This window comes from Paraburkholderia largidicola, from assembly GCF_013426895.1.
Taxonomy (GTDB): Bacteria; Pseudomonadota; Gammaproteobacteria; order Burkholderiales; family Burkholderiaceae; genus Paraburkholderia; species Paraburkholderia largidicola.
Genome location: NZ_AP023175.1, coordinates 1,334,741 through 1,360,171 on the forward strand (window position 1 = coordinate 1,334,741; position 25,431 = coordinate 1,360,171).

The following is a 25,431-nucleotide window of genomic DNA, read 5'->3' on the forward strand; positions in this document are numbered from 1 at the left end:
CCCCGTGATGGAGAAAGAGATGAAGCGAGACCCCGTTGCCGCGTTGAGCGAAACATCGAACCCGATTGGCGAACAGCCGATGGTCCGGTTCGCCGGCGTGACGAAGCGCTACGGCGCGCTCACCGTGCTCGACGAACTCGATCTGGAAATCGCGCCGAACGAGAAGGTGGCGATCATCGGGCCCAGCGGCTCGGGCAAGTCGACGCTATTGCGCGTGCTGATGACGCTCGATCCGCTGACGAGCGGCATGATCGAAGTGGACGGCGAACCGCTCACCCACATGCGCAAGAACGGCGTGCTCGTGCCTGCCTCGCTCGCGCATCTGCGCCGCGTGCGCAGCAAGATCGGCATGGTGTTCCAGAGCTTCAACCTGTTCCCGCACATGACAGCCCTCGCCAATACGATCGAAGCGCCGATGCAGGTGCTCGGCCTGTCGCGCAAGGAAGCAACGGAACGTGCGCGCGAGTTGCTTTCGCTGGTGGGTCTCGCGGACAAGTGCAATCACTATCCGTCGCAGTTGTCGGGCGGTCAGCAGCAGCGCGTAGCGATTGCGCGCGCATTGGCAATGCGCCCGAAGGTGATGCTGTTCGACGAAGTGACGTCCGCGCTCGATCCCGAGCTATGCGGCGAAGTGCTGAACGTGATCCGCCGGCTCGGCGAAGAACACAACCTGACGATGCTGATGGTGACGCACCAGATGGGTTTCGCGCGTGAATTTGCCGACCGCGTGTGCTTCTTCTCGCAAGGCAAGATCATCGAGCAGGGACCGCCGCAGCAATTCTTCACATCGCCGCAGCACGAACGCACGCAGCAGTTCCTGCGCGCGGTTCGCGAAGCGGTCTAAAGCGTTTTGCGCTGACGCGTGACGTTCGCAAAGGAGCGCGTCACGCTTTCCCTCTTCCGCCGCGCGCGAGTTCTTCGCCGCTGTTGTGCGGCAGCTTTGCCGTCACGGGAATCGACGCGAGCGAGAACAGGCCGACCACCAGGAACGCGGGCCAGAAGTCACTCCACACGATGGTGGGGTGCCCTTGCACGTTGTGCGAGATCTGCAGCACGATGCCCGCGATCGTCACGCCGAGACCGAGTGAAATCTGTTGCACCACGCTCGCGACGCTCGTCGCGCGGCCCACATCGCGGCCTGGAATGTCAGCGTAGGCGAGCGAGTTCAGCGACGTGAACTGCAACGACGGGAACACGCCGCCGAACAGCACGACGAACCAGATCACAGCGTGCGGCGTTCCTGGACCGAACAGACCATAACTCGCGATCGCGCAACCGGCCAGCACCGCGTTGAACATCAGCACGCGTCGAAAGCCGAAGCGCGCAAGCACCGGCGACACGATCGTCTTCATGAAGATCGAGCCGAACGCCGATGCGCAGGTGATCGTGCCCGCCGCGAACGGCGTCATGCCGAGCCCTTCCTGCAACGCGAGCGGCAACAGGAACGGCACGGCCCCCAGGCCGATCCGGAACAGCGAGCCACCTGCGACGCTCGCGTGAAAACTCGGGATGCGCAGCAGCCTGAGATCGAGCACCGGACGTTCGACGCGGCTCGCGTAGCGCCAGTAGACGAGCAGCAACACGGCGCCGAGCACGCACATCGCCGTCGATAGTCGGTCCGATACCAGTTCGCCGCCGACCAGCGACAAGCCGAGCATGAACAGCGACGCGCCGCTGGCCGACAGCACGAAACCGGTCCAGTCGAGCGGTCCGGGATGCGCTTCGCGCACGTTGGCGATGTGTCGGTTCGTGAGCCAGATGCCGAACAGGCCGATCGGAATGTTGACGATGAAGATCAGCCGCCAATGCAGATAGGTCGTGATGAAGCCGCCGAGCGGCGGCCCGACGACGGGCCCGAGCAGCGCGGGCACGGTCAGATAGTTGACGGCGCGGATGAAGTCCGACTTCGGCACCGACCTGAAGATGATGATGCGCCCGACGGGCACCATCATTGCGCCGCCGATGCCCTGCACGAAACGCGCGGCGACGAAGAGCGGCAGATTCGTCGAGGCAGCCGCCATCAGCGAGCCGGCCATGAAGATGCCGATTGCCGTGCGAAATACGGAGCGTGGGCCGTAGCGGTCGGCTACCCAACCGCAGACGGGGATGAAGACACCGAGGCCGATCACGTAGGCCGTGATGGCGAGTTTCAGTGTGATTGGGTCGTGACCCAGGTCCCGGGCCAGCACGGGTAGTGACGTGACGAGGACTGTCGAGTCCACGTTCTCCATGAACATCGCGCAGGCGACGATGAGGGGCACGATGAAGGTGCCGATTGCCAGAGGCATGGTGTTTTGGTGTTTTTTTGTCTGCGACGCTGTTGGGGGTTGGTTGGGTTTTTGTGGTGCGTGGGCGGGTTGGTTGTTCTGGCCTTGGCGATGGCATCCGCGCTTTGCCTTCGTGCTTCAAGCGTTGCCCCTGTGCGGGGCGGCACCTACTTTTCTTTGCCGCCGCAAAGAAAAGTAGGCAAAAGAAAGCGGCTCACACCGCCAGTTCTAGTGTTTGCCTGAGGGCCCCCAACGGGTCTTACGCTTCAAACGGCAGCACCTTGTTTCGCGTTCGTTGCCAACGTTCTCTCCGTACGCCTCACCCACTTCACGCACCCGCATCACAGCACGCCGTGCCAGATAGCCCGCCGCCGCCCAGGTGGCAAACGGTGTGCAGGTTGTCGCACCGTACAGATCAGCGCTCTTACCAGAAACACCAATCCTGCTACACAGTCCGGAGTAATGCGCCTATGGCGCGAATGCCTACACATCGTTTGCCACCTGGGCGGCACGAACCGCTCGCTGTCGCTCGCCCTTGTGCGGGTGTCTGAAGCGGCTGAGGCATCCGTTCGAAGCGTTGGCAACGGACGTCGGCCAGCGCGATGCAGTGTGAGGTGTAGGACCGGTTGGGGGCCCTCAGGCAGGAAGTAGCACTGGCGGTGTGAGCCGCTTTCTTTTGCCTACTTTTCTTTGCGGCGGTGTACAGACTGGAGACATGGTTGACACATGTACAGAGACATCGCTGACACATGATGGTCAGGGTTTTACTGTCTTCAGGTCAAGTTTTGCGACTCGCTGATGGGCGAACCAGATCTCGATCACCCCGTCGTCTTCTTCGCTCGGGCGGGCTGCCACCTGCAGCCCCTTGAGCGCAATCGAGAGCTTCACTTTCTCGCCTCGCACGCGCACCACGCCGCTTGCATTGACCTGTAGCACTTCATCGCCGCAACCGTATTCGGGCTCGGGCAGCCGCTCCGGCATCCTGCGCAGGCTGCACGCGTAGCGGGTGACCGGCACCGCCATCCCCAGTGCCTCGTGCGGTCGTTCGGTGTTGTACACCTGCCGCCAGCGATCCAGTGCCTGCTGCACGTGCGCGTGCGTGGTGAACGTGTGCCGCTCCAGCACTTCAGCCTTCAGCGAGCGGTGAAACCGTTCATCCTTGCCATTGGTCTGCGGGTGATATGGGCGGCTGTAGCTCACCTGGATGCCCAGCCGGATCAGCCAGACCGCGAGCTCGGTGAGCTGCCCCGGCGCACTGGGCGAGCCCCACGGCGCGCCGTTGTCGGTGTTGATGCGCGATGGCAGTCCGTAGCAGCGAAACGCCCGCTCAAGCTCTGCCTGCACGATCCCGGTGGTGGTGCGCGCGCAGGCGCTCAGCACGATGTTGTAGCGCGAGTGGTCATCGATGACCGTCAGCGGCGCGCAGCGCCCGCTCTCCAGGGTCGGGAAGTCGCCCTTGAAGTCCATCTGCCACAACGAGTTCGGATGCTCGTGCTCGAAGCGTTGCCAGTGCTGGCGCTGGCGGGACGCCTGTTCATCAATGAGCCCGTGGCGTCGCAGGATCTCGGTGATGGTGGCGGGCGCGGGAACCTCAATCTGGCCCAGATCGCGCAGGCGCCGTGCGATCTTGCGTCCGCCCCAGCCATGCTGGCGGCGCAGGTCCAGCACCAGTGCCTCGATGTGCTCCGGTGAGCGTGTGGGGCTGTGATGCGGGCGCCGGGAGCGGTCGGCCAGCCCCTTGCTACCCTCAGACTTGTGGCGGGCGAGCCACTTGTAGCCGGTCTGGCGGGTGATCTTGAATTTACGGCATAGCTCGCTGAACGGGACCGCCTGTGTGGCGGCCTCGCAGACGAAATCTTCGCGACGATTCATGGTGTCTTTTACATCCCAGGGCATGGTTGGAATCCGGGCGTTTGATTACCCGAAAGTGTCAGTCATGTCCCTGTACACCTGTCAGCGATGTCTCCAGTCTGTACACGGCGGCAAAGAAAAGTAGGTGCCGCCCCGCACAGGGGCAACGCTAGCAGACCAAAAACATCACGCGGATGCCAGCAAAAACCCAGACAAACCCAAACCCTTACCGCGCAGCACCCACCATCGGCTGCAACATCGGAAGAATCTCAGCCGCCGCCCGCTTAACATCATTCGGAAAATCAATCTCGATCCACGGCGCGCCGGTGACATCCGCCGTATCAAACACATGACTCCGCTCGAGCAGCAAATCCCGCACAGCCTCTTCATGAGGCATATTCGCGCGCCCGCTATCGACATACCCCGCCACGATCTCGGCAAATCGCTTTGCCGTCTCTTCCCGCAGCCGGAAGAACCCAACCGACTCGCCAATCGTGTCGTACTCGAGCCCCACAGCCAGTTGCTTACGCAACTCAACCGGCACGCCATCCTTCAGACACAACTTGACAGGCTCATCGCCTGCCTCGAAGTCACGATCGATCAACAAACGGTTCACATGCTCGCCCGCGACGAGCGCGCTCAAGATACGCTCGTCATACAGCACGTCAGCATCCATCACCAGCACGTCGCCGCCGCCCGTCACCGCATCCGCGACGGTATGCACCGTCAGCACACTGCCAAGGTCAAAACGCGGGTTCAGCTTGATCTCGACCTTGTGCGGCCACTGAATCCGCTCAAGTTCAGCTTCGACCAGTTCCGGCTGAAAGCCGAGCGCCAGCACGACGTCCGTGACGCCCGCTGCGTCGAGCATCTGCAAATGACGCTCGAGCAGGGTCACGCCGTCGAAACGCAGCAGGCATTTGGGAAACTGTTCTCCGACAGGTTGCTGGAGACGCAGGCCAAGACCTGCAGCAAGAATGATGGCGCGCATTCGCGGTCCTTTCTAAAAAAATCAATCGACAGCAGGCAGACGCGAATCGCGCCGCCGCTGCCAGCTACGTTCGCTGAAATGCAGATAAAGCAGACCGGGCAGACCCAGCAGCAACTCGCGTGCGCGCTTCACCAGCGACAACGCCAGCGCCGCCTCGGGCGGCAGGCCGACCAACGGCGCCAGCAGCAGATAGCCGCCTTCCTGGATGCCCAGCGAGCCGGGAATCGCGAAAGCCGCGCCGCGTATCGCCTGGCCGAGACTCTCGAGCAGCAACGCATCGACCCAGCCAACGGGATGACCAAGAAAGCGCAGCGCCAGCCACACTTCCACCGTGCCGATGATCCAGCCCGCGAGGCTCAGTGCGAAGCTCGCCGCAACCTTGCCGCGCTGGTCATACAGTTCGCGCACGGCGACATCGACGGCATCGGCACGCGTGGTCAGTGCCGACCAGTCGCGCTTGCCGAACACCTTCGACACGACGCGCAGTGCCTTGCCAAACAGGCCGCGCCGCTGCGCCATATAGAAGCCGACGATCATCGCCGCCAGCACGCCCGTTGCAATCAGCGCAGCCGTCTGCAAGTCTTGCATCGCGCCGTGCGCGGCCGACGCGCCGAACAGCAGCAGGCCAAGCATCGCGAAGACGATCTGCGCAAGCGCCTGCAACGTGGTGCTGACGGTGATCGCAGCCGCGGCGTCGCGCATGCGCAAGCCGCGTTGCGACAACTGACGCACCATCATCACGGGCCCGCCGATCTGACCAGCCGGCAACAGGCTGTTCACCGATTCGCCGATCCATCGCGCGAACACCGCGTCGAGTTCGGTGACTTCCTTGCGGCGTCGGTCGAACATCACGGAGATCGCGCCTGCATCGAGCACGAGCGGCAACAGATGGAACGCGGCGACGACGGCGAGACCCCAGCCGGCCGCCATTAACGTCGAGACGACCGAGCCGAAGCCCTGCCATGCGAGTAACGCGACGAACAGTCCGCCGCCGATCGTCAACAGGATGACGGCGGCACGCGTCACGCGCCTTCTCCTTTGGCGTTACGGCGCGCAAACTGGCTGAACACCTGACGGAAGCCAAAGTACGCAATCGCGTCCTTGAAGTTCGAAATCACGCGGCGCCACGGGCGCATGTTCGGATCCGTGACGTATTCGAACGTCAGCGAGACGCGCATTTCGTTTTCGAGCGCGGGCGTGATGCGGTGGCGCAGCTTGTCGCCGTCGAAGAACACGAGACCGCCCGGCGGAATCTGCACCGAGCCCGGCAAGTCCGCCTTGTTCGGGTCGCGCGTGTGCAGCTCGTAGTCGAGACGGCACGACGATTCGTCGATCACGCCGAGCAGCAGCGTATAGCGGCGGCCGTCATAGTAAGACGTGTCGTAGTGCCAGCCGATATGGTCGCCCGGCTTCGTGTAGTAGTAGAGCGCGTACGCATGCGGATCGTCGGCCGGCGACAGCAGCAGCTTGTCGCCCGTCAGGTTCTCCAGAAAGCCGATCAGCTCCTTCGAGCGATACAGCTGCGCGATAAACGGCGCAAGGCGATCGATCGTATGGCGGCTGACGCTGCCGCCCTGCTTGTGGCCCGGCAGATAGTTGCGGTTCACATCAGGCAGCAGCCCGCGCGCCGCGGCGACCAGTTGTGCAGTCACTTCGGGCGCAAGGAAATCTTCGAGGTACAGAAACGCGCTCTGGTCGTCGAAGTCCTTGCGCAACTGCGCGTTGTCGAAGGTGCGGACGCGGCTCGCGACAGCGCGATCCGCATCAGGCACGCCGCTCGAAGCAGCGGCCCCAGAAACGGCAGAAGCCGGCGCGAGGCCGGCAGCGGGTTCCATCGAATTGCTTGTAATCACGTTTTCTTCTGCGGGCACACTCATCAACTCACCAACGCTTGACTGTCTTTTTGCGCCGGGCGAGTACGGCGCACGACGCGCCGGTAATCGATCACCACGTACGCAGCAAATAACGGCGCGCCGATCGACGCAGCCACGAGAAACGGTGCGACGCCACCCGTCAGCGTGACGAGCGGCAGCAGGTAAAGCACATCCTCGGTTTCGAAGCCGCCGACGGAGGCCTGCTTCGTACCCGTCTTGCCCGCCATTTCCTCGATGCGCATGCGCAGGAAGAAAATCAGCGCGACCGCGATGCCCGCAATAGTACCAAGCAGGAACGGCGGCACGGCCAGCCCGATCAGATTGCCGACCTGCGCCGACGTCATGCCATAGCCCATGCCGCCGAACAGCAGCACCGTCACGAGCGCGTCACATGCGAGGTCGTAAAAATGACCGATGCGGCTCGTCTTGCCGCTGACGCGCGCGAGCTCGCCGTCAGTGTGATCGACGAAGTTGGACAGCACGATCAGAAACGCGCCGACGTTGGTCCACGCGAAACCGCCGCGCGCCAGTGCCAGACCGCCTGCGAGACCGATCAGCAGGCGTACCGTCGTCAGGTGATTGGGCGTAACGGGCGTGTCCACGAGCGGCATGATGAGCCGCCGGGCAAGCCGGGCGTCCCACATCCTGGGCGGCGGAACGTTCCGGGGAGGGTGTGATTGCGAAGTCATAACCCGGAAATATATACGGGATCGCATTTTCTTGCCTTAGTCGCGCACAATTCTGTTGCTTTTCAAAGACCTACTCGTGCTCGACCTGACAGCATGTTTTTCCGAACGCAGGTAGAGTGCACGCCGGTCGTGCCGATGTTACCGGGTCTTTCGATCCCTTTCGCGGCCTGTTTGTCGTCGATCGTCGCGGTACTTCGCGCTTTTTTCGCCTCTCTGTCCATCCGCGCCCCAGCGGATGTCGTTCAAAAACATGAAACAGCTTTTTGTCCGCTCTGCCCTCATCGCCATGCTGCTTTCGGCGTCGCCGCTCGCCGCGAACGCCGCATCGCTCGATGCCGCCCTTGCATGCGACCAATCGGCGCACAAGTTCATCGCCGATCTCGCCGCGCAACAACTGATCGATCCGAAACCGATGCGCGTCGAGAGCAATTCGATCAACGCGTTCCGACCCGTGCGCGGCGCGAATCTGGATGCGTATGGCTTCAGCGTGTTCGCTGTCGTCGGCTACGAGCAGGACGATCCGATCTTTCGCGTCGGCAGCGGCGAGCCGCTCGCGAAGTCGGCTTACGGCGCCGTCGTCTGGGGCAGCGACGAGAAGGTTCAGACAGCCGTCACCGCCGCGGGCAGCACGGCCATCGTTCATCATGTCGCGCCGCATGTGACGGCGATTTTCTGCAAGCGTAGTTGAGCACGTTCACTGGCAGCGACGCGGGCACATGAGTTATCAACACTTTTCGTGGGTAAGCCTGAGAGTATCCTGCGCACGGACGCGCCAAGTCATTGATGTGGCTCGGAATGTGTGTCGTGCATGCGAGGGCGCATGCATTCGCTGATCGACGGCTTTTGACGCGCGCGAGCCTGCGTTCTTGTCCACAGTTTTTGGTGACAAGCCTGTGAGTAACCTGAGCAAGACCAACGCAAGTCATTGACGCAACACGGATTGCACTCGATGCATCTACGTCGCGTCGCTCACAGACGCTTCTCCGGCGTGCGGACACGCCCCAAGGTTGTCCACAGATTTTGTTCACAAGCCTGTGAGTATCCTGCGCACGAGATCGGCAAGTGCTTGATGCGACTGAACTTAAACGCGCTGCATCCAGCAGGCAAACGCGCAAGCCCGGCGAACCGCATCCGGCTTGTCCACAGATTTTGTTCACAAGGATGTGGACAAGCTGAGCACACCACACGCAAGTGCTTGCCGCCAAAGGAAGTTCGACCTACGTTGCCGATCGATGCACCGACATTCGCGCGCGCCCCACACATTGCGTGAAAGCGCGTCGGCTAAAATCCCCGGACCATTCATGCACGGCCTTCGACGCAAGGCCAATGCGCCTGACCACCGGAGCCTTTCATGCCCTACGATCAGCAGAACCCGTTTGCCCGCATCCTGCGTGACGAATTGCCGTCCATCCGTATCTATGAAGACGAGCACACCGTTGCGATGATGGACATCATGCCGCAGGCCGAAGGCCACGTGCTGGTTCTGCCGAAAGAGCCCGCCGCCGAGCTGTTCGAACTGTCGGAAGACGCGGCGGCCGCCGCGATCCGCACCGCGCGTAAGGTCGCGATTGCCGTGAAAGCGGCGCTCAACCCGCCGGGAATGATGATCGCGCAACTGAACGGCGCGGCGTCCGGCCAGACCGTGCCGCACGTGCACTTTCACGTGATTCCGCGTCACGACGGCATTCCGTTGAAGATCCACGCAGCCGAACGCGCCGATCTCGACGAGCTGCGCGCGCTGGCCGAGCGCATCAAGACGGAGCTGAAGAAGTCCGCGTCCGCCTGAGCCGCTAACTGTAGAGATAAGCGGCGTCAGCCCGGCCGACGAAACTCGTTCTCGACCCACGACGCCGCGCTCGCCCTGCTGAACTTGAAGTTCGGCGCGACCTTCACTTGCGCGAGCTGCTCGCCGAAGGAATCGAACGCGGTGAGCAGCGCATAGGGATCGTCCTCGTCGGGGACGATGTCGAGCGTGACTTCGATGGTAGCGTCGCCGGACTCCACCGCCATCCGTTTGTGCAACTGCGCGTGCAGTTGCTGTTCATGCCGGCGCAGCACTTCCGAAGCCGTCTTCACGAGCGTGTTGAATGCGCCCGTGTCCAGCGGCTTCGGATTCTTCTTGTCGCGGCCCATCGTCCACGGGCCCACCAGCGCGGGCTCGGCCTCGCCGTCCTTGATCATCTCGACAGCCCAGCCGTCGTCGTCTTCATTCTTCTTGACGCGTGCGGTCCAGCCGTTGTCGCGCCACAGGCGGTCTTCGTGCAGCGCTTCGGACGCGCTGTCCGCGTCGGGTTCGGTGAGAGGCGTATCGGTCATTGAGAGAGGGCTCGGGTTCGTCGGGCGCCGCATCGAACCTGCGGCGCGAAACCTCCATTTTACCCAGGCGCGCCGCCGCAAAATCGGCCACGCGCACGCCTATAACCAATGGACAAAAAAAAGGCGCCTTATCGTGCAAATATGGAAAAGTTCAATTTAATTCGATATCGATCTACGAAACAATTCATTGACGATTATTAAACTGAACGATTCCACCTTGTTTAAAGGCAAAAAAAAGCGGCCCGAAGGCCGCTGAAAACAGATGAAAAAGACAACCCTTGGTCGAGGGTTGAGACAAATTCTATAAGCAGTCACTCGCCGACGCGAGCCCATCCAGTGGAAGAGTACCTTTCCAAAAATCGCACTAATCGAGGCTTGCAAAAGCCCACGTAAACGGTTTTCAACGGGTTAACCCGGCTGACTTCTGGCTGTCACCGTCGCACTACTGCAACAATGCGACAATTGACAACACCTCCTCCGGCGCACGCCGAATTCAAAAAACCCTTTAAAACCAAAATACTTAGCGACGTTAATCCGTCTATTCCGTTTTCTGGAAAGCATTGTTGCGCGAGACGAAAGTAACCCGGCGATTATCAGTAATACACTTCGCTCCGGATCGACGGCACGCATTGCAGCGCGTGTTCCGTATTACGGTCTCCACGCAAAGTCTCGGAGTAATAAAGCATGAAAAAAACCCTTATCGCCGCGGGCATTCTCGGCGCCTTCGCAGCCACCGCCCACGCGCAAAGCAGCGTTACCCTGTACGGCACGCTGGACGCAGGCCTCATCTACACGAACAACCAGGCTGGCCACAGCAACTGGCAACAAGGCAGCGGCTCGGTTTCGGACACGTACTTCGGCCTGCGCGGCAGCGAAGACCTCGGTAATGGTCTGCACGCCATCTTCACGTTGGAAAGCGGCTTCAACCTGAACAACGGCAGCCTCAAGGAAAACAACACGCTGTTCAACCGTCAGGCGTACGTCGGTCTGCAAAGCAACCAGTACGGCACGGTGACCCTGGGCCGCCAGTATGACTCCATGGTCGACTACCTCGCGCCGCTGTCGGCAGCGGGCTCGGGCTTCGGCAACAACCTGGCCGGCCACCCGTTCGACAACGACAACCTCGACAACTCGTTCTCGGTCAAGAACTCGGTCAAGTACGCGAGCCCGAACTTCGCAGGCCTGCAGTTCGGCGGCCTGTATGGCTTCTCGAACGAAGCTAACGGCTTCGCGGACAACCGGGCATGGAGCGCGGGCGCTTCGTACAAGAACGGTCCGCTGAACGTCGCAGCCGCTTACCTGCAACTGAACAACTCGGGCAGCAACAACACGAACGGCGCGATCTCGGCAGGCGCGGGCGGCGCAGCGCAACTGGCTGCACAAACGCAACGCACGTACGGCGTCGGCGCGAACTATACGTACGGCCCGGCAACCGTCGGCCTCGTGTACACGCACTCGCAACTGGACAACCTGCAGAGCGCGAATGTCGGCGGCACGTTCATCAACGGCATCTCGGGCACGAACCTGCACTTGGACAACTATGAAGTCAACGGTCGCTACGCGCTGACACCGGCACTGAGCCTGGCCGCTGCGTACACGTTCACGGACGGCAAGGTCTCGGGTTCGAACGGCGACGGTTCGCCGAAGTGGCACACGGTTTCGCTGCAAGGCGACTACTCGCTGAGCAAGCGCACCGACGTGTACCTGGAAGGCGTGTATCAGCATGCTTCGGGCGAACTCGGCAACTTCGGCGCGAACGTCGCAGCGATCAACACGCTGACGCCGTCGTCGACGCAAAACCAGACGGCTGTCGCTGTCGGCCTGCGTCACCGCTTCTAAGCTCTATAGGAACGACGCCACAGGCGGCCGGAGCGGATGACGATCCGCACCGGGCTGCCGGTGTCTTCCGTAAAAACGCGCGCGTGCTGTCTGACGCGCGCGTTTTTTTATGCTCGATGCGAAGACGCGAACCGGCGTACGCATACCCCGAAACATTCGTTGACACTTTTCTTTCGGTTTACTAATGATTTGATTCTGTCTGTCGTTAAATGCTTACACGCGCCAGATACATCTGACAGAACGCGCGCGATTCAATAACAAAATCGGAGAGCATATGACGACGATCAGACGGGCGGGCGCGCTCGCGCTGTTGCTGGCGGCCAGTTCGGCCGCACACGCGGGACTCGATTGCAGCGGCTCGCGTGGCGGCTGGCGAGTGCAGTCCTCGGATAGCTGGACAGGCAGCGACAAACTCACACACTTCGCGGTATCCGCGCCGTTCGGCGCGCTGGGCGCGTACCTCGCGCGCGACACGCAACATCCCGTCGTCTACGGGACGCTGATCGGCACCGTGCCGGGCCTCGCGAAAGAAGTGTTCGACGGCACCTGCCGCACCGACGGCTTCTCCTACAAAGACCTTGCAGCCGACGCGCTCGGCGCGCTGACGGGCGCGGCGCTGACGCACTGGGCAATCATGTACCAGCGCACGGCACGGGGCACGACGCTCGGGCTCGCGTACAGGAGTCGCTTCTAGACAGCACGCCCCGCGATCCGCTTCGAATTAATTTCTCACACGATGCGCATGCGCATCCGGCTTGCATCGGTATACTTCGGCCAGAGCCGTTTTTGCAGTCGATAACATTTCGTTCGAAGTTCATCCATCGAATGAGCGTGGCGGCGCAAGCGGTTTCGTCGCGAAGCCTTGCGCTTCGCTTGCGCCCACGTACCCCGCAGCACGGAGACGCCGACGACACAACCATGAAACGACTCATCCTTCTTGCCCCTATCGCCTTGCTCGCCGCGTGTGGCTCGTCGCGCGGTCCCGACGCCAGCGCTTCTTCCCAACCGATGGTGTATGTCTCGTCAGCGCGGCCCGCGTCGGACATCGCGCGCTGCCTCGACAGCCGTCTGTCGCGCGTGCATGTATCGAAGAACAACGGCGTGACCGATCTGACCGTTGGCTCATCGTCGAACGGTTCGTACTTCATCACGCTGACGCCTTCGAATGGCGGCTCCGTCATCAAGGTCGTGCGCGGCACGGGCGACGATCCGCCCGAAGAAGAAATGCGCTTTGCAATCGCGCGTTGCACGACCTGATGTGTAAATCTTCGTAACGGCACGACCGGTTGTCATAGCCCGCGCATGTCGCGGGCTATTTTTTTACATGCGCTTCTGCAAGAATGGCCGCCCGCGTTTTACCGCGACCTCCGTCGTCGCGCGACTTCAATGGCATCGAGCAAGGCACATCACGCGACAGGCTGGGCGGCCGGCGTCATCTCCGTGGCGCTGGCCGCGCGTCATGGATTGCAAGGTCCGTTTCACGTGTGGGCGTGGCTTGCGCTCGTGGCAGGCGTCGCGGGTGCGACGGCGCCGGACTGGCTCGAGGTGGCGTGGTGGTCGCGCAGCAAGCGTCTGTGGATCACGCATCGCACGGCGACGCATTGGGGAATCGGCTGGCTCGCGGCGCTCTTCTTCTCATGGCAAGCGATGGCGCATCATCCCGCAGCCGCCGTTGCATTTGGCTTTGCATGCGGCGGCGTGATGCATCTGCTGGCCGACTGGCCGAATCCGCTCGGCGTGCCGTGGATTGTCGGACGCCATTCGTTGAAGCTCTGGAATAGCGGGCATTGCGATCTGATCGTCGTCGCCGCATCCTGGGTAGGCGCGTGGTTCGTCGTGTCGCATGTCTGGATGCCGCACGCGGCTCCGCTGACGCTATTGAGGCAACTGCTCTAGCCATCCGGTCCGCAACATCGCCTATGCGTCGATAGGCGTGCACCGGGTCCGTATAATGGCGACCCGCGACGGCAGCATCACGCACTCGATGCCTGCCGTCCGTCCCTGCACATCCCGAATACCAAACGCCTGCTCTAGACAGGTCGACGCCTGAGAGGAAAGTCCCGTGGAAGATCTTTTCCAATCCGTGAACGCATTCTTTGCCTTCATTGCCCCCATCTCGGATTTCCTCTGGGACTTTCCCACCAATTTCAAAAGCTATGCGCAGATTCCCGTGCTCGGGCAATTCCCGTTCGCGATTCTTTTGCTAGTCGGCGTCGGCATCCACTTTTCCATTCGCACACGCTTCGTCCAGACGATGAATGTCGGCAAGATCGTGCGCATCATGTTGCGGCGGCAATCGTCGAATACGGGCGTCAGCGCGCTCGCGTCGTTCATGCTCGGACTGGCGATGCGCGCGGGGCCGGGCAATATCGTCGGCATCACGGGCGCGATTTCGGTCGGCGGCCCTGGCGCGTTGTTCTGGATGTGGGTGGCCGCGTTCTTCGGCATGGCGACGGCCTTCATGGAATCCACGCTCGCGCAGCTTTTCAAGGAACGGAAACACGACGAGTTCGTCGGCGGGTTGCCGTTCTATGGGCGGCGCGTTCTCGGCGACCGGCGCGTGGTGGGCACGTTTCTGTCGCTGGTGTTCATCGTGTATGCGCTGTTCAACGTGCCGCCGCAAACCTTCAACGTGTTCACCGCGATCGGCACGATCGCCGATACCGTCTCGGGCACGCACCTCGCGCGCCAGTCGACGGTGTACTACGCGATCGCGGCGTGTCTGATCGTCGCGTGCTCGTTCATCATCATGGGCGGCATTCGCCGCGTGACCGCGTACACCGACGTGCTCGTCCCCATCAAGGCCGCACTGTTCTGCCTGATGTCGCTGATCATCATTCTGATCAACCTGCCGCTGATTCCGTATTTCTTTCACGAAGTGATCGTCGGGGCATTCGCGCCGCATGCGCTTTTCGGCGGCGCGATCGGCACTGCGCTCGCGCAAGGCGTCAAACGCGGGCTGATGTCGAACGAAGCGGGACAAGGGACCATCACGATGGCAGCCGCCATCGCCGATAACGATCACCCGTGCGAGCAGGGCTTCGTGCAAAGCCTCGGCGTGTTTTTCGACACGATGGTGATCTGCACGATGACGGGCTTCATCGTCGTGATGGCGCATGTGTGGACGGGCACGGTCGACGGGCAGGCGTGGGAATCGGTGCGCGCGTCGAAGATCACGGTTTATCTGGCTTCCGTGCAAACGCTCGTGCCTGCAGCGGTGGCGCAGGCCGTGAAGATCGTGATGTGCGTGTGCTACGGCCTGTTCGCCTTTACCACGCTGCTCGGCATGATTTCGTTCGCCGAGATCTCGGCGAACTTCATTTCGCGCAGCCGCGCTTTCATCACGGGCATTCGTGTGGTGGGTTCGCTCGTGTTCGTGCCGTTCGGCGCGCTGACGGTGCTGGCCGGACTCGAACTGCCCAACCTCTGGGCGCTATCCGACCTGATGAACATCGTGATGGTGTTGCTCAACGTGCCGATCGTGCTGGTCGGGCAACGCCTCGTCTATAAGGCGCTCGCGCACTATCGCGCGACGCGCGGTGGCCCGTTCGTGTCGGAACAGATCGGCGTGCGCACCGACTACTGGACGGCCGATCAGCGCAACGGTGTTCACCAGCAAGCCGAAGCGCAGAAAGAACGCGTCGGCAGCTAACTGGCGGCGCTCACACGACGTTCTTCTCGACGATCGGCCGGTTTTCCAGCACGCGCGCAAAACCGAGCGAAGACAGATCGAGCGTCACGTACCGGTCGTGCAGGATGAGTTCGCTGACACCGCGCCCGGTTGCGGGTCCCTGCTGCAAGCCGTGGCCGCTGAACCCGTTGGCAAAGATGCAGTTGTCGACATCCGGGTGATGACCAATGATCGCGTTCTGATCCAGCACGTTGTACTCGTAGTACCCGGACCAGCAATGCTCGACGCGCAGCGCCTCGAACTGCGGCACGCGATGCGCGAGCGTCGGCCAGATCACATCGTCGAATAGCGCGTGATCGACTTCGTCGAGCGGCAGATCGTCAGGATCGTTGTCCGCTGAGGGCGATGTGCCGCAGATAAACGACGTACCCTCGGGCCGAAAGTAAACGCCCGTCGGATCGATCAGCAACGGACAGTGTTCGAGCTTCGCTGGCGAGCTGACGTTGAAAATGCTGCGGCGTCGCGCGAACACGGGCAGCTCGATACCCGCCATCAAAGCCACCCGCCGCGCCCACGCGCCCGCTGCATTCACGACCACATCGCACGGAAGAGTCTCGCCGCGCGAAGTCACGACCTGTGTGACGCGCCGCCCTTCGCGATGCAGCGCTGTGACGTCATCGGCAACGTAACGCGCGCCAAGCGCCTGCGCTTTCTTGCGCAACGCCTGCACGAGCCCATAGCCGTCGAACCAGCCCTCGCCCGTCTCGCCGAATGCGCCCGCGCTCAGGTCGTCAGTGTTGAGCCACGGAAAGCGCGCGCCCAATGCCGTCTTGTCGAGCAACGTGATGTCGGCGCCGAGACGCTTTTGCAGCGCGTGATTTTCGCGCAGCGTCGCTTCGCCCGAAGGCGTCGCGAGAAACAGATAACCGCCTTCGTGCAGATCGATGGAAGGCTTCGCGCCGTCGATCTCCAGACGCTCGCCGATCGTGCGCAGAAACTCGATGCCGAACAGCGACATCTGAATGGAAAGCGGCGTAGAGAACTGCTGCCGGATCGACGCCGCCGACAACGCCGACGACGAGCGCGCATAAGTCGGATCGCGTTCGATCACGGTGACGCTGACCGTCGGGTCCGACAGACGCAAGAAATACGCGATCGAACTGCCGATCACGCCTCCACCGACAATGACGACTTTCGAACTCACAGGCCACTCCAGACGAAGCGGGTCGGCAGGCAACGAATGCCCGCGACAGGTTGAAAACGTTAAGCAGATTGATCGAAGAAAGCGCGGCGCGTTTCGAGCTTGAGAAGCCGGGACACGCCGCGCCGAAGCATCAGCCGATATTGAAGTCGATGCCTTGCGCCAGCGGCAGTGCCGACGAGTAGTTGACGGTGTTCGTCGCGCGCCGCATGTACGCCTTCCACGCGTCCGAGCCGGACTCGCGACCGCCGCCCGTTTCCTTCTCGCCGCCGAACGCGCCGCCGATTTCCGCGCCGCTCGGTCCGATATTCACGTTCGCGATGCCGCAATCGCTACCCGAATCCGACGTGAAGCGCTCGGCTTCGCGCAGGTCGGTCGTGAACACGCACGACGACAGGCCGTGATGCGCCGCGTTGTTCGCCGCGATGGCATCGTCGAAGTCCTTGTAGCGCAGCACGTAGAGAATCGGCGCGAACGTTTCCTTCAGCACGACGGCCGTTTGCGACGGCATTTCGACCAGCGCCGGACGCACGTAGTAGCCGCCTTCATAGCCCTTCACTTCGACGCGCTCGCCGCCGGACACCTTGCCGCCTTCGGCCGCTGCCTGTTGCAGCGCTTCCTGCATGCGCGCGAACGACTGCTTGTCGATCAGCGGTCCCATCAGCGTGCCCTTTTCGAGCGGATTGCCGATTGGCACCTTTGCATAGAGCTGCTTCAGACGCTCGACCGTTTGGTCATACACGCTGTCGTGCACGAACAGGCGGCGCAGCGACGTGCAACGCTGCCCGGCCGTGCCGACTGCCGAGAACAGGATGCCGCGCAGCGCCAGTTCCTGGTCGGCCGTCTGCGCGACGATGCCCGCATTGTTGCCGCCGAGTTCGAGCAGCGACCGACCGAAGCGCTTCGCCACTTCGACGCCGACCGTGCGGCCCATTTCCGTGCTGCCCGTCGCGCTGACGATCGACGCGCGCGGGTCCGCGACCAGCTTCGCGCCGACATCGCGCCCGCCGTTGACGACAGCCGTGAGGCCCGCGGGCGCATCGCCGAATTCCTTCAGTGCCTCGTTGAGAATCTGGTTGACGGCGAGCGCCGTCAACGGCGTTTTCTCCGACGGCTTCCAGACCACCGCGTTGCCGCACACCAGTGCGAGCGCGGCGTTCCACGACCACACGGCTGCCGGGAAATTGAACGCCGAGATCACGACGCAGGTGCCCATGGGGTGCCACGATTCGGCCATCCGGTGGCCGGGGCGCTCCGATGCGATGGTCAGACCGTACAGCTGGCGCGACAGGCCGACCGCGAAGTCGCAGATGTCGATCATTTCCTGCACTTCACCGAGTCCTTCCTGCAGGATCTTGCCCGTCTCCAGCGTGATGATGCTGCCGAGCGCCTGCTTCTTCTCGCGCAGACGCTGGCCAAGCAGGCGCACGAGTTCGCCGCGGCGCGGCGCGGGCACGTTGCGCCATTGCTCGAATGCCTGTTTCGCGTTGGCCAGCACCGTATCGACTTGCGCCGCCGACTGGCTGGCCACGCGGCCAATGAGTTCGCCCGTGATGGGCGAATGGACGGCGATGTCGCCCGCTTGCGTTGCGTCTGCAATGCCGAGATCGGCAAGGATGCTCGATGCGTTCATCTGGATTCCCTTGATTTCCGATACGAAACAAAAGTAAGTTCGGAAACTATACACGCCGTCATTTATGACGACAAGCGGCACTGCGACATGAACTTGCGCGATCCGCTGAAAGGCCGAAAACGGGGAGAAATGAGGGTTTTCCCGAGTTTGTACGCGTAGCGCTTTTCAGTGCGAGGCATCATCGTGCACACTCTGCGGGTGCGTTTCAGATCGGAAATCCGCTGGCATCCATCGCCCGCCGTGCTGGCCGGGCGGCGGTCCGCGAACAGGCCGATGTTATGATCGGAAACATCAAAAGCATTACGCCGCATAGTCATTCACGCCCATGGATAGCTCGCTCACCAAGACACCCGAAAGCTCGACCTCGGACCTCGGCCGCCGCGTGCGTGCCGCACGGCTCGCGCACGATCTGACGCTCGAAACGGCCAGCCGCCTGTGCGGCGTATCACGCTCCACGCTGTCGAAGATCGAAAACGGCCTGATGTCGCCGACCTTCGACGTGCTGCAAAAGATCGTCGTGGGTCTGAAGATCGATCTGGGCGAGCTGTTCGGCTCGACGCCGAAAGTTAACGCGAGCGGCCGGCGCGCGCTCACGCGCAAGGACGCGGGTCAGCGCCACGCGTATCGCGGGTATCAGATGGAATTGCTGGCGACGGATCTCGCGCACAAGGCGATGTTGCCGTTTCGCATTCGTATCACCGCGCATACGCTCGATGCTTTTGATGACTGGGGTCGCCACGAGGGCGAAGAGTTTCTGTATGTGATCAGCGGCAGTGTGTGCCTGTACTCGGAGCTTTATGCTCCTACGCATCTGAATGCGGGGGATAGTCTTTATTTCGATAGCCGAACGGGGCATGCCGCGGTCTCGACGAGCGAAGAAGACGCTGAGGTCTTGTGGATGGCGACGAGTGCTGATTTGCCAGTTTCTGGTGGCACTGCATCGAAGAAATAGCGACCGTTGGTGGTCGCTGGTGTCTGCGGTTTGCCTTTGCGCTGGCGTCCGCGGTTTGCCTTTGCGCTGGCATCCGCGGTTTGCCTTTGCGCTGGCATCCGCGTTTTGTTAGCGTGCTTCAAGCGTCGCCCCTGTGCGGGGCGGCACCTACTTTTCTTTGCCGCCGCAAAGAAAAGTAGGCAAAAGAAAGCGGCTCACACCGCCAGTTCTGGTTATTGCCTGAGGGCCCCCACAGGGTCTTACACTTCACACGGCAATCACGTCATACATGCTCGTTGCCAGCGCTCTTATGAGCGCCTCACCCGCTTCACGCTCCCGCACTACAGCACGCGGAGCCAGACAGTCCACCGCCGCCCAGGTGGCAAACTGTGTGTAGGCCCAAGTTCTCCATACGCCTCACTTCGGACCGCCTGCGCACGCGTTCCACCCTGTAAGAGCGCGAACTTATACGACGCGACAACCTACACACAGTTTGCCACCTGGGCGGCACATACCATTCGCTGCCGTCTGCCGTTGTACGGGTGCCTGAAGCGGGTGATGCGATTGTTCGAAGCGTTAGCAACGCCCGCGAATAAGGACGCTGCCGTGTGAAAGGTGGGCACGTTGGGGGCCCGTGGACAAGAACACGGGCTGGCGGTGTGAGCCGCTTTCTTTTGCCTACTTTTCTTTGCGGCGGCAAAGAAAAGTAGGTGCCGCCCCGCACAGGGGCGACGCCTGAAGCACGCTAACAAATCGCGGATGCCAATGAAAGAGCAAACCGCGGATGCCAGCTCAAGAACAAGCAAACCGCACCGCTTGCGCAGCAAAGACCAAAAACCAAAACCGGCGATTCACCCCACCGCCCGCGCCTGCGCAAGTGCGCTGAGATTCCCCTCACCAAAACCGTGATGCCCCTTGCGCTGCACGATTTCGAAAAAGATATCGCCTTCCCGCCGCCGCACAAAAGTCTGAAAGAACAGCAACGGCACGCCGTCCGCGCCAATCTCCCCATCGACCAGAATCCGGCCGCGCCGCAAGCGCTCGATATCGACCCCATGCCCCGGCAAACGCGTATCGATCTGCTCGTAATAGGCAGGAGGCGGCTCAACCAGCTCGATGCCGTTGGCGAGCAACTGATCGACGCATGCAAAGATATCCTCGGTAGCGAGCGCGATGTGCTGCACACCTTCGCCCGGATGATCCGGCAAATACTCATGCATCAGGCTCGTACGCCGCGTGCCTTCCTCATACAGCGGAATCCGGATCGCGCCGCACGGCGACACCATCACACGCGATTCCGCCGACACATGCCAGTTCGCATGCAATTCGTGAATCTCACGGAAGTTGAGCAGCTCGCGGTAGAAGTCGATCCATTCCTGCATGCGGCCCGCGCCGACCGTTTGCGTCAGATGATCGACGGCGATCAGGCCCGTGCCCGCGTGGCTCAGATCGGCCTGCGCAGTGCTGGGTTCAATCGGTCGAAAGTCGATGTCGAAGATAGAAATATCGCCGAGGCCGCCCTTCTGGCCGCCACGCCCGCGCCAGCGGTCCACGAAGTAGATATGTGAATCGCCAATGCCCTGAATGGCCGGAATCGTGAGTTCGCCCTTACCGACCCGCTCGCCTTCGAACGACCAGGCGCCGAGTTCGGTCGCGCGGTCATAAGCGCGCTGCGCATCGGCGACGCGAATGCCGATCGCGCAAATGCCGACGCCATATTCTTCCGCATAGCGCTCGGCGAACGAATCGGGCTCGGCATTCAGCAGGAAATTCATATCGGCCTGACGGAACAGCGTCACGTCCTTGCTGATGTGGCGCGCAATCGGCTTGAAGCCGAGCTTCACGAAGGTGTCGGCGAGTGTCTGCGGATGGCGCGCGGCAAACTCGACGAACTCGATGCCGGCCGTGCCGAGCGGATTGTGCTCAGGGTCCGCGACGGCCTTGAGCGCGTCGGCAGGGGTCGGCAGGTCGCTGGGCATGTGCATCTCCATGGAACGTGCTGTTTCAACTCGGCAAGCGCGCAGATGGGCGCGCCGCGCACCGTGTTTTACACCGTGCAGCGCCACTCGTGCAACCTCGATTTTGTACTAATCGGTTCAAAGAGGCATCTTCCGGCGGGTCGTTCCCGAGGCTTTGTCCCCTTGTGACTTCGCGCCACGCTTGGTTGCACCATGGCTCGCGTCGCGCTTCACGTCAATACCGACGTCGACTTTGGCGTCGATCCCGGCGTCGCGTTTTGTGCGGCGCTTCCCCGAAGGCCTGGCTCGTCCCTCTTCCGCGCGCGCCTGCACATGGCGCGCGAGCCGCTCGCGCGCGACCTTGCGCACGGCCTCGATCAGCGCGCGTCCGACGGGCGTCGGCTGCGTGTCCGAGCGCAGGATCAGGCCGACGGGCTCCTCCGTGCCCGCGACGGGCAACGGCAACGTCACGAGCAAGCCGTGCGCCAGTTCGTATTCGATTGCGCTGCGCGGCACAAACCATACGGCGTCGTTTTCGAGCGCGAGCGCGCGCCCCACCGACACCGACAGCACCTCGATGAACGACGACAGCGGCGGCACCGCCCACGCGCGCAGCAGGCTTTCCGCCGACTGCCGGATCAGCGTCCCATACGGCGGCACGACGACGGGAAACTCCAGCAAGCGCGTAGCCGACGACAGCCCGCCCGACGCCAGCGGGTGCCCCGCGCACACCACGGCAATGAGCGGCTCGCTGTACAGCTGCTCGAAGGTCAGCCCCACCATGCGCTCCGGATCGGCCAGCCGGCCAACGGCGAACTCGATCGCGCCCGCCTTCAGGCGCTCCAGCAGTTCGGTGTTCGAACCCGTCTTGAGCCGCACGATCGCATTGGGCCACTGCTCGCCGAACAGGCGCATCACGGGCGGCACGAGCGAGGTGGCGACAGTCGGCAGCACGCCGATATCGAGCGTCGCGGCAGCTTCGCCTTCCGCGCGCGCGAGCAGATCGACGCCCTGGCGCAGCGCGCTCACGCAGGCGCTGGCGTGCGGCATGAAAAGCTGGCCTTCGCGCGTCGGCACGGCGCCGTGCCGGCCGCGCTCGAACAGGCGCACGCCGAGAATCTCTTCCAGCTCGGCCACCGTCTTCGACACGGCAGGCTGGGTGATCGACAGGCTCTCCGCCGCCTTCTGCACGCCGCCGAACTGCGCGACGGCAAGAAAGCACTGCAAATGCCGGAACTTGACGCGGCTATCCGCGAGGCTGCGTTGCATAACGGATCGTTATACGAGATGGGAAAAAACGTCATTTTGCATAACTTCTCGGCTTCTATAAAGTCACGTCATCCACTAGCCAAAATCGAATCCCCCAAGGAGACACCTGATGGACGATTCCATTCTGAGTCCGCGCGACTTCCCCTCGCATCCCGCCTACGTCCATTCGCCGTATGGATCGTCCGTCAAGCGCGGCCCGACGCGCCCGCTGATTCCGCTGAAAGAGCGCCTGCGCGACCAGCGCGTGCCCGTCTACGGCGCGGAAGACCTCGGCGCGCTCGACAACGACCTGACGCGCAATGCCGCGAAAAACGGCGAGCCGCTCGGCGAACGCATCATCGTGACGGGCCGCGTGCTCGACGAAGGCGGCCGCCCGGTGCGCAATACACTGGTCGAAGTGTGGCAGGCGAACGCCGCCGGCCGCTACGTGCACAAGAACGACCAGCATGACGCGCCGCTCGACCCGAACTTCCTCGGCGCGGGCCGCTGCCTGACCGACAACGAAGGCCGCTACCGCTTCATGACGATCAAGCCCGGCGCGTATCCGTGGGGCAATCACCCGAACGCGTGGCGCCCGAACCACATCCACTTCTCGCTGTTCGGCGACTATTTCGGCTCGCGCCTCGTCACGCAGATGTACTTCCCCGGCGATCCGCTGCTGCAGTACGACCCGATCTTCCAGGGGACGCCCGAAGGCGCGCGCGACCGGCTGATCTCGCGCTTCACACTCGACGTGACCCAGGAAAACTACGCGCTCGGCTATGAATTCGACATCGTGCTGCGCGGCCCGAACGAAACCCCGATGGAGCGCTGATCATGACGACGTTTAAGCAGACCCCTTCGCAAACGGTCGGACCGTACTTCGCCTACGGCCTGTGCCCCGAGCAATACAATTTCGATCTGAAGAGCCTCTTTACGAACGTCCTCGCGGATCGTGAGGCAGCGGGCGAGCACATCACGCTGGTCGGCCAGGTATTCGACGGCGACGGCGCGGTGATCGGCGACGCGATGATCGAAGTGCAGCAGGTGGACAGCGAAGGCCGCTATCCGCAGTCACGCGAAGAAGTGGCGAAGACGGGCTTTCGCGGCTTTGCGCGCTTCGGCACGGGCACGGACCCGCAGAAGCGCTTCATCATCGAAACGGTGAAGCCGGGCCGCGCATCGCCCGACGAAGCGCCGCATCTGAACGTGATCGTGACGATGCGCGGCATGCTGCTGCACACGTTCACGCGCGTCTACTTCGACGACGAAACCGCCGCAAACGACAAAGACCCCGTGCTTACGAGCGTGCCCGCCGAGCGCCGCGCGACGCTGGTCGCGAAGCGCGAAACGCAGGGCGGCAAGGCTGTTTATCGCTTCGACATCCACATGCAGGGCCCGAAGGAAACGGTGTTCTTCGACCTGTGATGCGACGCACGGTGCACGAACCTCGCATGCATTCGATGCAAGGTTCATCGCCTGTTCACAAATGAAAGTTAGGATGCGTTGCGCGAGTCAAATCGCGCAATGAAACTCCGAGCAGTTTTTGGATGCCCGCTTTGACGCGGGCTTTTTTTCGTCTGCGTTTCGTCACGCCGCGCCGTGCGTCAACTGCGGTAATCGGAAACCGAATTGTCGATCAGCCGCAAAGCCGATTCCCACGCCAGTTCCGCGATGCCTTCTTCGTCGTCGCGTGCGAACTGGCTGGCTGTGAGCTTGCGCACGTGTTCGGGCGGCAGCGTCAATTCCGCATTGCCCGCTAGCGCGTCGATCTGGATCTGACACGCGCGTTCGAGGAAGTAAATTTCCTGAAACGCCGTCGCCACCGACTTACCGCCCGCCAGCAGGCCGTGATTGCGCAGGATCATCGCGTTGCACAAACCGAGATCGGCGACGAGGCGCTCGCGCTCGCCGAGATCGAGTGCAATGCCTTCGTAGTCGTGATACGCGAGCGCGCCGTAGAACTTCAGCGCGTGCTGGCTGATGGGCAGCAAGCCCTGCTTTTGCGCGGACACGGCCGAGCCGGCCGACGTATGCGTGTGAATCACGAAGCGCATGTCGGGCCGCGCGGTATGCACAGCTGAATGGATCGTGAAGCCCGCCGCATTCACGCGATAGCGCTTCGGATCGGCGGCGACCTTGTCCGCCGCTTCAACCACGCGCCCGTCGCGATCGATCTTCACGAGATCCGACGCGCGCATCTCGTGAAAAAGCACGCCATAGCGGTTGATCAGAAAGTGATGCCCGGGACCGGGCACGCGCGCGGTGATGTGCGTGTCGATCAGATCGGTCATGCGGAAATGCGCGACCAGCCGATACAGCGCGGCGAGCTCACAGCGCGTCGTCCATTCTTCGCTGCTATATCCAGCCTGTTGCGGGGTCATGTCGGACATGGCGATGTCTCCATGAATACAGTCGCGCGGCGTGTGAAGGGAAAGCGGAAAGCGGTGACAAAAAAACGGACTCGATAATAGCGTCCGCGAATGCGGCGCTCAGACGCGGAAATGCTCGATGTCCTGACCCGCGTTGATGGCGCGCGTGAGCCAGTCGGGGCGGTCGCCCTTGCCGTCCCATTCGTGCCCGAATGCATCGCGGTATTTCGGCACGGCGGCGTCGGCGATCAGCGCCTCTTCGAGCGCTTCAAGCGTAATGCCAAATTCATCCATGCGGCGACGGATCCACAAGATCAGCCGCTCTCGCGCTTGACCGTCGAGGTCGAGCGTCCGATGTTCCTCTCGCTCTTTCATAACGTGCCGATAACGTTTCGAATTACGCGGCCAATTAGCACGCGTTAAATAGATTAATGACTTCGCACTGACAGCGAAGCCTTAATACGGATCCACCAACTTCTGCCGAATGAAGTTGTCAGCGCGTTCCGACAGATTGAATGGCGGCGAAAAACCCGCATGGTGCGTACTGGAATTCGCCATGAACCTTGAAGAGCCAAGGTCGCTTCCCTGATTTCTCGGGATTCTAGCATTCATTCCCATGCGTGCGCGTCG

The 25,431-nt window shown here is 62.2% G+C and carries 24 protein-coding genes; 11 read left to right on the top strand and 13 right to left on the bottom strand.

Translation table 11 applies throughout. The annotated features are described in order from the left end of the window. Window positions 1–19 precede the first annotated feature (19 nt). Window positions 20–844 carry an ectoine/hydroxyectoine ABC transporter ATP-binding protein EhuA gene (ehuA, locus tag PPGU16_RS22595; protein WP_274599991.1) on the top strand — a complete coding sequence of 275 codons (825 nt, stop codon included), beginning with the start codon at window positions 20–22 and terminating at the stop codon, window positions 842–844. A 40-nt stretch (window positions 845–884) separates the two neighbouring features. Here ehuA and PPGU16_RS22600 read toward each other — a convergent pair whose 3' ends face one another. The 6 genes from PPGU16_RS22600 to PPGU16_RS22625 all read right to left on the bottom strand — a co-directional run bounded on the left by PPGU16_RS22600 (window position 885) and on the right by PPGU16_RS22625 (window position 7,672). After that, on the bottom strand, window positions 885–2,288 hold the full coding sequence (locus PPGU16_RS22600; protein ID WP_180725097.1) for an MFS transporter: 1,404 nt from the start codon (window positions 2,286–2,288) through the stop codon (window positions 885–887). Between the two features lie 735 nt (window positions 2,289–3,023). After that, a complete protein-coding gene (locus PPGU16_RS22605; protein ID WP_180719574.1) occupies window positions 3,024–4,163 on the bottom strand; it encodes an IS481 family transposase in 1,140 nt (379 codons plus the stop codon). 181 nt (window positions 4,164–4,344) lie between these two features. Continuing rightward, window positions 4,345–5,109, bottom strand: a complete 765-nt coding sequence (locus PPGU16_RS22610; RefSeq protein ID WP_180725098.1) for a phosphocholine cytidylyltransferase family protein — start codon at window positions 5,107–5,109, stop codon at window positions 4,345–4,347. A gap of 21 nt (window positions 5,110–5,130) precedes the next feature. Further along, window positions 5,131–6,135 carry a flippase-like domain-containing protein gene (locus PPGU16_RS22615; protein WP_091786377.1) on the bottom strand — a complete coding sequence of 335 codons (1,005 nt, stop codon included), beginning with the start codon at window positions 6,133–6,135 and terminating at the stop codon, window positions 5,131–5,133. Further along, entirely contained in the window at window positions 6,132–6,986 is an 855-nt protein-coding gene (locus tag PPGU16_RS22620) for a HalD/BesD family halogenase (protein ID WP_180725099.1), read from the bottom strand. Before PPGU16_RS22620 ends, PPGU16_RS22615 begins: the two co-directional genes overlap by 4 nt. Further along, complete coding sequence (locus tag PPGU16_RS22625; protein WP_180725100.1) at window positions 6,986–7,672, bottom strand: CDP-alcohol phosphatidyltransferase family protein; 687 nt, start codon at window positions 7,670–7,672, stop codon at window positions 6,986–6,988. Before PPGU16_RS22625 ends, PPGU16_RS22620 begins: the two co-directional genes overlap by 1 nt. 250 nt (window positions 7,673–7,922) lie before the next feature. Between PPGU16_RS22625 and PPGU16_RS22630 the strand changes: the two genes are divergently transcribed. Then, window positions 7,923–8,360 carry a hypothetical protein gene (locus PPGU16_RS22630; protein WP_180725101.1) on the top strand — a complete coding sequence of 146 codons (438 nt, stop codon included), beginning with the start codon at window positions 7,923–7,925 and terminating at the stop codon, window positions 8,358–8,360. Between the two features lie 663 nt (window positions 8,361–9,023). Beyond that, window positions 9,024–9,458, top strand: a complete 435-nt coding sequence (locus PPGU16_RS22635; RefSeq protein ID WP_180725102.1) for an HIT family protein — start codon at window positions 9,024–9,026, stop codon at window positions 9,456–9,458. A gap of 26 nt (window positions 9,459–9,484) precedes the next feature. On the opposite strand, the gene PPGU16_RS22640 is transcribed toward PPGU16_RS22635, so the two are convergent. Beyond that, on the bottom strand, window positions 9,485–9,988 hold the full coding sequence (locus PPGU16_RS22640) for a hypothetical protein (protein ID WP_180725103.1): 504 nt from the start codon (window positions 9,986–9,988) through the stop codon (window positions 9,485–9,487). 684 nt (window positions 9,989–10,672) lie between these two features. Between PPGU16_RS22640 and PPGU16_RS22645 the strand changes: the two genes are divergently transcribed. The 5 genes from PPGU16_RS22645 to PPGU16_RS22665 all read left to right on the top strand — a co-directional run bounded on the left by PPGU16_RS22645 (window position 10,673) and on the right by PPGU16_RS22665 (window position 15,479). Beyond that, window positions 10,673–11,827: a porin gene (locus PPGU16_RS22645; protein WP_035997692.1), complete on the top strand. Its 1,155-nt coding sequence runs from the start codon at window positions 10,673–10,675 to the stop codon at window positions 11,825–11,827. A 274-nt stretch (window positions 11,828–12,101) separates the two neighbouring features. After that, a complete protein-coding gene (locus tag PPGU16_RS22650; RefSeq protein ID WP_180725104.1) occupies window positions 12,102–12,521 on the top strand; it encodes a YfiM family lipoprotein in 420 nt (139 codons plus the stop codon). A 224-nt stretch (window positions 12,522–12,745) separates the two neighbouring features. Next, window positions 12,746–13,084, top strand: coding sequence for a sugar ABC transporter ATPase (locus PPGU16_RS22655; protein ID WP_180725105.1), 339 nt, complete (start codon window positions 12,746–12,748; stop codon window positions 13,082–13,084). Between the two features lie 129 nt (window positions 13,085–13,213). Then, on the top strand, window positions 13,214–13,723 hold the full coding sequence (locus PPGU16_RS22660; RefSeq protein ID WP_180725106.1) for a metal-dependent hydrolase: 510 nt from the start codon (window positions 13,214–13,216) through the stop codon (window positions 13,721–13,723). Between the two features lie 166 nt (window positions 13,724–13,889). Then, window positions 13,890–15,479 carry an alanine/glycine:cation symporter family protein gene (locus PPGU16_RS22665; RefSeq protein ID WP_180725107.1) on the top strand — a complete coding sequence of 530 codons (1,590 nt, stop codon included), beginning with the start codon at window positions 13,890–13,892 and terminating at the stop codon, window positions 15,477–15,479. A 10-nt stretch (window positions 15,480–15,489) separates the two neighbouring features. On the opposite strand, the gene PPGU16_RS22670 is transcribed toward PPGU16_RS22665, so the two are convergent. Both PPGU16_RS22670 and amaB read right to left on the bottom strand, forming a co-directional pair. Continuing rightward, window positions 15,490–16,662 (bottom strand): NAD(P)/FAD-dependent oxidoreductase, encoded by a 1,173-nt coding sequence (locus PPGU16_RS22670; RefSeq protein ID WP_180725108.1) that lies wholly within the window; start codon window positions 16,660–16,662, stop codon window positions 15,490–15,492. Window positions 16,663–16,792: 130 nt separating this feature from the next. Continuing rightward, the gene (amaB, locus tag PPGU16_RS22675; RefSeq protein WP_180725109.1) at window positions 16,793–18,292 is read right to left on the bottom strand and encodes an L-piperidine-6-carboxylate dehydrogenase; all 1,500 of its coding nucleotides are present in this window, start codon (window positions 18,290–18,292) and stop codon (window positions 16,793–16,795) included. A 325-nt stretch (window positions 18,293–18,617) separates the two neighbouring features. On the opposite strand from amaB, the gene PPGU16_RS22680 reads away from it, so the two are divergent. Then, window positions 18,618–19,244 carry a helix-turn-helix domain-containing protein gene (locus PPGU16_RS22680; RefSeq protein WP_180722665.1) on the top strand — a complete coding sequence of 209 codons (627 nt, stop codon included), beginning with the start codon at window positions 18,618–18,620 and terminating at the stop codon, window positions 19,242–19,244. A gap of 830 nt (window positions 19,245–20,074) precedes the next feature. Here the strand turns inward: PPGU16_RS22680 and PPGU16_RS22685 are convergent. Then, a complete protein-coding gene (locus tag PPGU16_RS22685; protein WP_180722666.1) occupies window positions 20,075–21,202 on the bottom strand; it encodes a 4-hydroxyphenylpyruvate dioxygenase family protein in 1,128 nt (375 codons plus the stop codon). Window positions 21,203–21,319: 117 nt separating this feature from the next. Beyond that, on the bottom strand, window positions 21,320–22,450 hold the full coding sequence (pcaQ, locus tag PPGU16_RS22690; RefSeq protein WP_180722667.1) for a pca operon transcription factor PcaQ: 1,131 nt from the start codon (window positions 22,448–22,450) through the stop codon (window positions 21,320–21,322). Between the two features lie 109 nt (window positions 22,451–22,559). On the opposite strand from pcaQ, the gene pcaH reads away from it, so the two are divergent. Together pcaH and pcaG are read left to right on the top strand one after the other, a co-directional pair. Next, complete coding sequence (gene pcaH, locus PPGU16_RS22695; RefSeq protein WP_009771205.1) at window positions 22,560–23,264, top strand: protocatechuate 3,4-dioxygenase subunit beta; 705 nt, start codon at window positions 22,560–22,562, stop codon at window positions 23,262–23,264. A gap of 2 nt (window positions 23,265–23,266) precedes the next feature. After that, the gene (gene pcaG / locus PPGU16_RS22700) at window positions 23,267–23,857 is read left to right on the top strand and encodes a protocatechuate 3,4-dioxygenase subunit alpha (protein ID WP_180722668.1); all 591 of its coding nucleotides are present in this window, start codon (window positions 23,267–23,269) and stop codon (window positions 23,855–23,857) included. Between the two features lie 179 nt (window positions 23,858–24,036). Here the strand turns inward: pcaG and PPGU16_RS22705 are convergent, their stop codons facing one another. Together PPGU16_RS22705 and PPGU16_RS22710 are read right to left on the bottom strand one after the other, a co-directional pair. Then, the gene (locus tag PPGU16_RS22705; RefSeq protein ID WP_180722669.1) at window positions 24,037–24,822 is read right to left on the bottom strand and encodes a class II aldolase/adducin family protein; all 786 of its coding nucleotides are present in this window, start codon (window positions 24,820–24,822) and stop codon (window positions 24,037–24,039) included. A 99-nt stretch (window positions 24,823–24,921) separates the two neighbouring features. Then, entirely contained in the window at window positions 24,922–25,176 is a 255-nt protein-coding gene (locus PPGU16_RS22710; protein ID WP_180722670.1) for an H-NS family nucleoid-associated regulatory protein, read from the bottom strand. Window positions 25,177–25,431 lie beyond the last annotated feature (255 nt).

Excerpts from the sequence above, each read along its gene's own strand:
- PPGU16_RS22605 (WP_180719574.1), bottom strand. The coding sequence starts at position 4,163 with ATGCCCTGGGATGTAAAAGACACCATGAATCGTCGCGAAGATTTCGTC.
- PPGU16_RS22680 (WP_180722665.1), top strand. The coding sequence starts at position 18,618 with ATGGATAGCTCGCTCACCAAGACACCCGAAAGCTCGACCTCGGACCTC.
- PPGU16_RS22705 (WP_180722669.1), bottom strand. The coding sequence starts at position 24,822 with ATGTCCGACATGACCCCGCAACAGGCTGGATATAGCAGCGAAGAATGG.
- PPGU16_RS22685 (WP_180722666.1), bottom strand. The coding sequence starts at position 21,202 with ATGCCCAGCGACCTGCCGACCCCTGCCGACGCGCTCAAGGCCGTCGCG.
- amaB (WP_180725109.1), bottom strand. The coding sequence starts at position 18,292 with ATGAACGCATCGAGCATCCTTGCCGATCTCGGCATTGCAGACGCAACG.
- pcaQ (WP_180722667.1), bottom strand. The coding sequence starts at position 22,450 with ATGCAACGCAGCCTCGCGGATAGCCGCGTCAAGTTCCGGCATTTGCAG.
- PPGU16_RS22660 (WP_180725106.1), top strand. The coding sequence starts at position 13,214 with ATGGCATCGAGCAAGGCACATCACGCGACAGGCTGGGCGGCCGGCGTC.
- PPGU16_RS22600 (WP_180725097.1), bottom strand. The coding sequence starts at position 2,288 with ATGCCTCTGGCAATCGGCACCTTCATCGTGCCCCTCATCGTCGCCTGC.
- PPGU16_RS22610 (WP_180725098.1), bottom strand. The coding sequence starts at position 5,109 with ATGCGCGCCATCATTCTTGCTGCAGGTCTTGGCCTGCGTCTCCAGCAA.
- ehuA (WP_274599991.1), top strand. The coding sequence starts at position 20 with ATGAAGCGAGACCCCGTTGCCGCGTTGAGCGAAACATCGAACCCGATT.
- PPGU16_RS22635 (WP_180725102.1), top strand. The coding sequence starts at position 9,024 with ATGCCCTACGATCAGCAGAACCCGTTTGCCCGCATCCTGCGTGACGAA.
- PPGU16_RS22655 (WP_180725105.1), top strand. The coding sequence starts at position 12,746 with ATGAAACGACTCATCCTTCTTGCCCCTATCGCCTTGCTCGCCGCGTGT.
- PPGU16_RS22640 (WP_180725103.1), bottom strand. The coding sequence starts at position 9,988 with ATGACCGATACGCCTCTCACCGAACCCGACGCGGACAGCGCGTCCGAA.
- pcaH (WP_009771205.1), top strand. The coding sequence starts at position 22,560 with ATGGACGATTCCATTCTGAGTCCGCGCGACTTCCCCTCGCATCCCGCC.
- PPGU16_RS22710 (WP_180722670.1), bottom strand. The coding sequence starts at position 25,176 with ATGAAAGAGCGAGAGGAACATCGGACGCTCGACCTCGACGGTCAAGCG.
- pcaG (WP_180722668.1), top strand. The coding sequence starts at position 23,267 with ATGACGACGTTTAAGCAGACCCCTTCGCAAACGGTCGGACCGTACTTC.
- PPGU16_RS22650 (WP_180725104.1), top strand. The coding sequence starts at position 12,102 with ATGACGACGATCAGACGGGCGGGCGCGCTCGCGCTGTTGCTGGCGGCC.
- PPGU16_RS22620 (WP_180725099.1), bottom strand. The coding sequence starts at position 6,986 with ATGAGTGTGCCCGCAGAAGAAAACGTGATTACAAGCAATTCGATGGAA.
- PPGU16_RS22625 (WP_180725100.1), bottom strand. The coding sequence starts at position 7,672 with ATGACTTCGCAATCACACCCTCCCCGGAACGTTCCGCCGCCCAGGATG.
- PPGU16_RS22645 (WP_035997692.1), top strand. The coding sequence starts at position 10,673 with ATGAAAAAAACCCTTATCGCCGCGGGCATTCTCGGCGCCTTCGCAGCC.
- PPGU16_RS22630 (WP_180725101.1), top strand. The coding sequence starts at position 7,923 with ATGAAACAGCTTTTTGTCCGCTCTGCCCTCATCGCCATGCTGCTTTCG.